The sequence below is a fragment of the Streptomyces sp. NPDC045701 genome (assembly GCF_056432045.1).
On the sequence record NZ_JBWKJV010000104.1, the window covers coordinates 1 to 7,674 of the forward strand.

Sequence of the window (7,674 nt, forward strand, 5' to 3'; positions counted from 1 at the left end):
GCCGATTGACGCCCGTCGAGTACGAAACCATCATGGCCCCTCACACAGCACTCGCTGCGTAAACCCCAACTGTCACCCGATCACGCAGCAGTCCCCTCGGCTGGGCGTGGCTCCAGCACCCCGGCCGTCGCCTGTACGCCCGCCTGATGCGCACCGCCCAGGACGAGCGCACCGCGCGAGACGACGCCATCCGCGACGCCCTGCAGGACGAGGAAGCCGCCGCCGACGCGGAAGCCGAGGACGACGGCGAGCAGATCGGGGACACGGCCGAGCGCCCCGCCGGCCTGGTCCCCGCCACACCCACCACCACCGCGAGTGAGGGAGAGGGAATGTCTGGTTTCCGGTTCGAGGACCACGCGGCGGAGATGGAAGCCGCCGCCAGCAGCTACGAGCCCGATGACTGCATGGAGATCCTCGCCATGATCGAGGGCCTGCCCGCCGCGCTCAGTTCCGTGGCGAACGTGATGAAGATCCTCGCCGAGCGGTCCGACTCGGAGTTCCCGCTGGAGAAGGAGGTGGCGGGCTCGTTCAACGACGCCTTCGGCGCCGTCATGGCCGCCGTCGCCGTCACCGAGGACATGGCCCCGCTGTTCCGCAACGTGCACGCCCAGGACATCGCCCGCCACGAGGACCCCCGCAACGGCACCCAGGCAGAGAAGGGCTGGAACGTCTGACCATGACCACCAACACCCAGGCCACCACCGGGCCGGTGTGGGACTACAGCGCCGGTCACGGACCCGTGACCGGCGCTCTGTCCGCCACCACCGGAGCCTTCGCCATCGCCACCACCGGAGCCGCCACCGGCATGCCCCCCGGCTGGGCCCTCGCCATCGGCACCGCCGGCGCCATCGGCCACACCGTCACCAGCCTCCGCGACCGCCTCTCCGCCCGCACCATCGGCATGCGGGCCGCCTCCTGGCTCGTCGGCGCGGGCTGGACGACCTGGGCCATGACCACCGGCCCCCTCTCGTGGGCCGCGCTCGGGTCGCTCGCCACCATCGGGGTCGGCATGGGGGCCGCGGCCCGCGCCACCCTCCTGCACGAGGAAGCCCGCGAGCTGGAAGCTCTGGCCGCCGCCGAACGGCAGGTCGCCCGCGAACTGTCCGCCGAGCGGCGGGCGATCGCCGCGGAGTGGGTCGACCGGATCCAGCGGGTGTGCGGAATCGCGGTGCGGGTGGTGGCGGTGGAGATGTGGCCGACCGGCACCGGCTTCACCATCGACGCCGAACTCCCGCCCGGCGGCACCACCTACGACCGCATCGCCCGCGAATCCGCCCGCCTGTCGGCCGACGCAAGGTTGCCGCACGGCTGCACCGCTACCGCCTCCCAGGGCATCCACCAGGGCCGCGTCCTGATCGACGTGACCACGGTCAACGTCCTGGAAGCCGAAATCACCTACCCCACCGACTATGCGCCGCTGTCCCTGCACACCGGCATCCCCTGGGGCCTGCGGACCAACGGCGACGAGGTCCGCGTCTACCTGCGCGAGCAGTGCGCCCTGGTCGTGGGGCCGACGGGGTCGGGCAAGACGAACATGGTCCACACGATCCTGGCCGGGTTCGCCCGCACCACCGACGTCCTCACCTGGGTCATCGACCTGAACGCCGGATCGGCCGGCCTGCCCTGGGTGCGGCCCGCACTCGACTCCACCGGCCAGACCACCGGCGGCATGCGGCCCGGGATCGATTGGCTCGCTGCCTCCCATGAGGAAGCGATGGTGATGCTGGATACGGCGGTGCGGATCGCCAAGCACCGCAAGATGGCCTACCAGGACCTCCTGTCCCGGGAGAACACCGACCTGCTCCCTGTCAGCGACCGCATCCCGCAAATCGAGATCGTCATCGACGAGGGCGCGGAGATCCTGGCCGCCCAGGACAAGCCGTCCCGGGCCCTGGCCGCCAAGATCCTGGAGGTCATCCGGATCGCCCGCGCCATGGGCATCCGCACCGTCCTCACCGCCCTGGGCGCCACCGGTTCCGTCCTGGGCAACCTGATGATCCGCCGGGAAGCCAAGGTCCGCGTCGCTCTGACCGGTGGTGAGACCGAGGGCATGGACCTGAGCAAGCAGTTCCCCGGCTCACGCGGCCTGCGCGTCGACCAAGCCCCCTACAAGGGCTCCGGCTTCATGGGCACCCCGGAGTCACAGGCGGGGCTGTTCAAGTCCTGGCGGATCAAGCCGAACCAGATCCGCGACATCGTCGCCGCCACCTCCGACCGACACCCCACCCTCGACACCATCTCCGCCAAAGCCGCCGGACCGGACTACGCCCGGCGCTGGGACGTCGCCCGCACCGCATGGATGCGCGACGACACCCCCAGCACCACCCCGGCCGACGCGCCGAATCCGGCGCCGGATTCCCCGGCAGTCGGGCTGAACCTGTCCGCCCTGCGTGACGAGCGGACGCCCGTCGCGGAGACGGACGAGGAGGCGCTCGCAAGGAAGTTCCGGGAGCAGATCGACGCCCAGTTCGCCACCGCTCCCGAACCCGACACGGACACGCCGGTTTCCGGCAGGCCGCCGGCGGCGGGGCTGAACCTGTCGGCCCTCCGCAGCGAGGACAACGCCGCCAAGGACGCCGCCCTCGCGGTACTGCTGGCCGCCGGCCCGGAAGGGACCGGGGCGTCCGCCATCGCCCGCGCCCTCGCGGACGAGCACGGCACCACCCGGCAGACGGTCGTCGGCTGGCTCAAGTCCTGGGCGGACGAGGGCGTGGCGGTGCGGGTTGGGGAGGGCACCAAGACCCGCTACGTCCACCACCGGCACGCCCCCCGCGGGAGCGGCGAGGCATAGCGGTCTGTCGCTTGTCGCCCGAGCCGCGATAAGGCCCCTGGACGCCCGCATGAGCGCCGGAAACGGGCTTTGACCTGCAAGGCGACAAGCGACAAGACAAGACAAGCGACAAGCCGCACGACAAGTCAGACGACAAGCGACACGACAAGCCGACCACCGGGCAGCACCCCCGCATGGGGTGCTGCCCGTCGCGTTGAAGGGACCACGTTGTGCACCCCGAAACCCCGTACGAGATCACCACCCTGACCGGCCACCCGCAGCCGATACCGCGCCCGGTGATGCTGCCGGACGAGATCCCCCCGGGCGTCGGCTGGGTCACTCTGCCCGGCGGCGTACGGACCCTGGCCTACACCCAGCCCACGCCCCAGGCCCCGCAGCCGACTGCCGCGCGACCGGTTCCGACGTGGGCCAAGACCACCGCCCTCCTCGCACCCACGATCGGCGGCGGGATCGCCGCCGCCGGTATCGGGCTCTCCTACGCAGCCCCGGGACTGATCGCCATGAGCCACGCCCTGTGGGCCACCATCGCCCTCATCGCCGCCGGCGCCATCGCCCTCCCCGTCCTCCTCGGCGCCTGCCGCCGAGGAGCCCAGGCCGGTCCGGCACAGATCACGCAGAACATCACCGCCACCGGCCTGTTCGGCCGCGCGAGCGGCACCATCAACCACCGCTGACAGACGCCAAAGGCGGCCCCCGTCTCGCCAAAGTCCGGGGCCGCCTTTGTCTCCAGTCCTGAACAGGCCTGTTGGAGGTCTCCCAGCATGACTCAACCCACCCCGATCAGGCGAGTACGCGCGCGTCGCCCCCGCTTGCTGGACCTGTTCTGCTGCCAGGGCGGCGCCGCCAAGGGTTATGCCGATGCCGGGTTCGACGTGACCGGCGTCGACAAGGACCTGCAGCCGCGCTACCCGTTCCGGTTCGTGCAGGCCGACGCGATCGCGTTCGTGCTCAAGCACGGGGCCGCGTTCGACTTCATCCACGCCTCGCCACCGTGCCAGCACGACAGCGAGTGCCAGCGCATCCAGTCCAACGACCACCCCGACCTCATCGGCCCGACCCGCACGTCGCTGGAGACGACCGGGCGCCCGTGGGTGCTGGAGAACGTGCGCGGCGCCGTCCCCAAGCTGCACGACCCGGTGATGCTGTGCGGGCAGATGTTCCACCTGGCCAACTACCGCCACCGCTACTTCGAAACCGGCGGCGGCTTCCGGCTCGCGCAGCCCTGCCACCCGGCCCACCTGGTGCCGCAGGCAAAGATGGGGCGCCCCGTCCCGCCCGGGCACTACGGGCAGTTCGTCGGCAACTTCTCCGGCGTCCCCCTCGCCCGCCGGGTGCTGGGAGTGCCGTGGATGAACCGTGACGGCATCCGCGAATGCGTCCCCCCGGCCTACGCCGAGCACATCGGCCGCGCCGCCCTCGCGCAGCTCACCTCCGCGCTGGAGATGGCGGCATGAACAGCCCCGTGACCGCCGATCCGGCCTGCCTGCCCCTGCTCGCCTCTGCCCTGTCGCCCGCAGAACGCGGCTGGCCGGTCATCCCGCTGCATCCGCGCGCCAAGCGGCCCGCCGGCCACCCGGTGCGGGCCTGCCCCAGCAGCGGGCGCTGCGCGGGCGGACACCGCACCCCCGAGCAGCGCGCCACCACCAACCCCGACCTGATCCACGCCACCTGGACCACACGCCCGTACAACGTCGGGATCGCGACCGGTCCGGCCGGGCTGCTCGTCATCGACCTGGACCCGCTCAAGCCGGACGAACCAGAAGGAGCGCCTGACGGCGCGACTTCCTTTGCGGCGCTCTGCGAGCGCGCCGGGCACGCCGTCCCGGCTACCTACCGGGTGCGGACCGCCCGCGGAGGGGAGCACCTGTACTTCACCGCGCCCGCCGGGGTGCGGCTGAAGTGCACCGTGAACCGGCTCGGGCCGCACATCGACACCCGCGCCTGGGGCGGATACGTCGTCGCCCCCGGCAGCACCACCTCCGACGGGACATACGAGGTGACCGACGACGCCCCGGCCGCGCCGCTTCCCGCATGGCTGGCCGCGCTGCTCACCGAACCCGCCAAGCCCGCCAAGGTCGCCCCGGCGCCGCTCCGGGACGCCACGCGGGCCGCCCGCGTGGCGCTGGAACGCGAGTGCGCGGTCATCGCCGCAGCCAGCGAAGGCGGGCCGCACGGGCGCAACAACACCCTGCACCGAAGCGCCTGCAAGATCGCCCGGTTCGTCGCGTGGGGCGACCTCCCACGCGAGGTGGCGGAGCAGGCAATCCAGGGGGCGGGGGAGTCGACCGGACTGCCGCCGACCGAGTGCCGCACGACCATCCGCAGCGCCATGGACTGGGTTATCGCTCACGCCACACCCCGGGAGGCGACATGACGACGCCCACTCCCCCCGCCCTGGATTGCCCCACCAGCAGCCCGAACGGCCCGCACGCCGCCCCGCAGCCTGTGGAGGCGGGCCGTGGGCGAGCCGCAAGGCGCCGCCCGTAAGGGCGCCGTCACTGCTCTTCGCACGAACCGGTCCCCGGCACGGGCGAGTACCGACCCGACACCGGACGCCCCTGGCATCCGGATCTTCGCCCCGCCGGTCTACCGCCACCACTACGACGGCGCCCGCTGGTCCACCCGGCCTAGGCGCCCTGCCCACCGCCGCTTACGCCTGCCGCTGTGGCCTGACCGGCACCGTTACCGGGCCCGACGCTGTCGCCGTCCTGGTCGCCGAGTACGACGCCCACCGATCCGCCTGCACCGGGACACCCGCCCCGCTCACCGAAGGGAGGCACGCCGCATGACTGCCATCGACGGCGCCGCACTGCTCAACGAGGTGGAAGCCTTCCACCGCAGGTTCAACGTCTTCCCCCGCGAAGCCGCGTACGTCGCCGTGGCCCTGTGGGACGCGCACGCTCACCTGCTCGACGCGTTCGACTCCACCCCGCGCCTGGCCTTCCTGTCCCCCGAACCGGGGTCGGGCAAGTCGCGGGCCCTGGAGGTGGTCGAGACCCTGGTGCCCCGCCCGATGCTCGCCGTGAACGCCCGCGCTGCCGCGCTGTTCCGTTCCGTCTCCGACCCCGCCGGCAGGCCCACGATCCTGTTCGATGAAATCGACACGGTCTTTGGCCCCAAGGCGGGGGACAACGAGGAGCTTCGGGGCTTCCTGAACGCCGGTCACCGCCGCTCCGGGGTCACCTACCGGTGCATCGGGGACGGCGGTCACCAGACCGTGGTGGAGTTCCCCTCCTACACCGCCGTCGCGGTCGGCGGACTCGGAGGCCTGCCCGACACCATCACCACCCGCTCCGTCATCATCCGCATGCGCCGCCGCGCCAGGAACGAGAAGGTCGAGCCGTTCCGGGCCCGCCTGCACGAGGCGGAGGGCAACGCGCTGCGCGACCGGCTCGCGCAGTGGGCCGACCAGGTCCGCGACGACGTCGCCGGCCGGTGGCCCGAGATGCCCGAAGGCGTCACCGACCGGCCTGCCGACGTATGGGAACCGCTGCTGGCCGTCGCCGACGCCGCCGGAGGCACCTGGCCCGAGCGAGCCCGCAAGGCGTGCGTGGAGCTGGTCAACGCGGCCAGGGCAAGCGACAAGGGCAGCCTCGGCATCCGCCTCCTGACCGACCTCCGGGACCACGTCATGACGGGCATCGACCGTCTGCCGACCGTCGCCATTCTCGACCGGTTGTGCGCGCTTGACGAAGCACCGTGGGTGGACATGAACGGCCGACCGCTCGACTCCCGGACCCTGGCCAAGATGCTCGGCGAGTACATGACCAGCGAAGACGCCCCGATCAAGGCCCGCAACATCAAGACCGCCGGGACCGTGCTGAAGGGCTACTACGCCACCGATCTCCACGACGCCTGGCAGCGGTACTGCCCTCCACCCCCCTCCAGGGCCGCTACCTCCGCTACCTCCGCTACCCCGCAGGTCAGCGAGCCGGAAACGGTAGCGGAGGGGCTGTTCCCGTCCGCTACCTGAGCGCTACCCGCTACCGGACCCGCGCCCGTCCAGGCCGGGGCCGGTAGCGGATCCATCCGCTACCGCTACCCCTATCCGCTACCTCGATCATGCCCCTGACCAGGGCGGTAGCGGAGGTAGCGGAGGTAGCGGACCTGACAGGAAGGGGCCAACGGCCCCGGGCCACTTCACCGAGGAGTGCACCGCCATGGCTCGCCCGCAGATGCTCAAGCTTCCCGAAGTCCTGTCCGAACTCGGCATGAGCCGAGCCGCCTTCTACCGCATGCGTGCCCGCGGCCAGGGCCCGCGCCTCATCAAGCTGCCGAACGGGCAGCTCCGCGTCCGGGCGACGGACCTGGACACCTGGCTCTCCGCCCGCGAGGAAGCCGCCGCCTGATCTGCCCCAGCCAGCGGGTGCCCGCCACACGGCGGGCACCCTCTCCCATTGGAGAGACATGCTCAGCTATGACGTTGTCATCTGGTCCATCCGGCAACGCGCCGGCCGCCCGAAGCCGTGGGAGCTGCGCTGGCGCGTCGGCTCCCAGCCGCACTCGAAGAGCTACGCCCTCAAACCGCAGGCGGACGGACGCCGCTCCCAGCTCATGTCGGCGCTGCGGGAAGGTCAGCAGTTCGACGAGGAGACCGGCCTCCCGGCGAAGGAACTCGCCGCGCTCGCCATGCCCACGTGGTACGAGCACGCAAAGGCGTACGCGCTGATGAAGTGGCCGGGAGCGGCGGCGAAGCATCGAGCAAGCATCGCTGAGTCCCTCGCGGTGGTCACTCCTGTTTTGGTCACCGCGAAGACCCTGGTGGCTAATTCGGCGGCTGGTCAGGCTGCGAGAGTGAGGTTGAGCCGGGCGAGGTGGCTGGTGCGGGTTCGGTCGAGTGGATGACCGTTCCACCAGGCGTTGAGGCGGATCAGGTTGATGGC

The 7,674-nt window shown here is 71.6% G+C and carries 8 protein-coding genes; all 8 read left to right on the top strand.

What is annotated here, in order from left to right; all coding sequences use genetic code 11:
- Positions 1 to 146 precede the first annotated feature (146 nt).
- The 8 genes from AC07DW_RS32755 (at position 147) to AC07DW_RS32790 (ending at position 7,636) form a co-directional block, all read left to right on the top strand.
- Positions 147 to 674: a hypothetical protein gene (locus AC07DW_RS32755; protein ID WP_478861277.1), complete on the top strand. Its 528-nt coding sequence runs from the start codon at positions 147 to 149 to the stop codon at positions 672 to 674.
- A gap of 2 nt (positions 675 to 676) precedes the next feature.
- The gene (locus tag AC07DW_RS32760; RefSeq protein ID WP_478861278.1) at positions 677 to 2,791 is read left to right on the top strand and encodes a hypothetical protein; all 2,115 of its coding nucleotides are present in this window, start codon (positions 677 to 679) and stop codon (positions 2,789 to 2,791) included.
- Positions 2,792 to 3,000: 209 nt separating this feature from the next.
- Positions 3,001 to 3,465 carry a hypothetical protein gene (locus AC07DW_RS32765; protein WP_478861279.1) on the top strand — a complete coding sequence of 155 codons (465 nt, stop codon included), beginning with the start codon at positions 3,001 to 3,003 and terminating at the stop codon, positions 3,463 to 3,465.
- 87 nt (positions 3,466 to 3,552) lie between these two features.
- Positions 3,553 to 4,245, top strand: a complete 693-nt coding sequence (locus AC07DW_RS32770; RefSeq protein ID WP_478861280.1) for a class I SAM-dependent methyltransferase — start codon at positions 3,553 to 3,555, stop codon at positions 4,243 to 4,245.
- A complete protein-coding gene (locus tag AC07DW_RS32775; RefSeq protein ID WP_478861281.1) occupies positions 4,242 to 5,165 on the top strand; it encodes a bifunctional DNA primase/polymerase in 924 nt (307 codons plus the stop codon). The genes AC07DW_RS32770 and AC07DW_RS32775 overlap by 4 nt, the downstream gene beginning before the upstream one ends.
- Positions 5,166 to 5,576: 411 nt before the next feature.
- Positions 5,577 to 6,764, top strand: a complete 1,188-nt coding sequence (locus AC07DW_RS32780) for a DUF3631 domain-containing protein (RefSeq protein WP_478861282.1) — start codon at positions 5,577 to 5,579, stop codon at positions 6,762 to 6,764.
- Between the two features lie 187 nt (positions 6,765 to 6,951).
- Entirely contained in the window at positions 6,952 to 7,140 is a 189-nt protein-coding gene (locus AC07DW_RS32785) for a helix-turn-helix transcriptional regulator (RefSeq protein ID WP_478861283.1), read from the top strand.
- 58 nt (positions 7,141 to 7,198) lie between these two features.
- Positions 7,199 to 7,636, top strand: a complete 438-nt coding sequence (locus tag AC07DW_RS32790; protein ID WP_478861284.1) for a hypothetical protein — start codon at positions 7,199 to 7,201, stop codon at positions 7,634 to 7,636.
- The last annotated feature ends 38 nt before the right edge of the window (positions 7,637 to 7,674 follow it).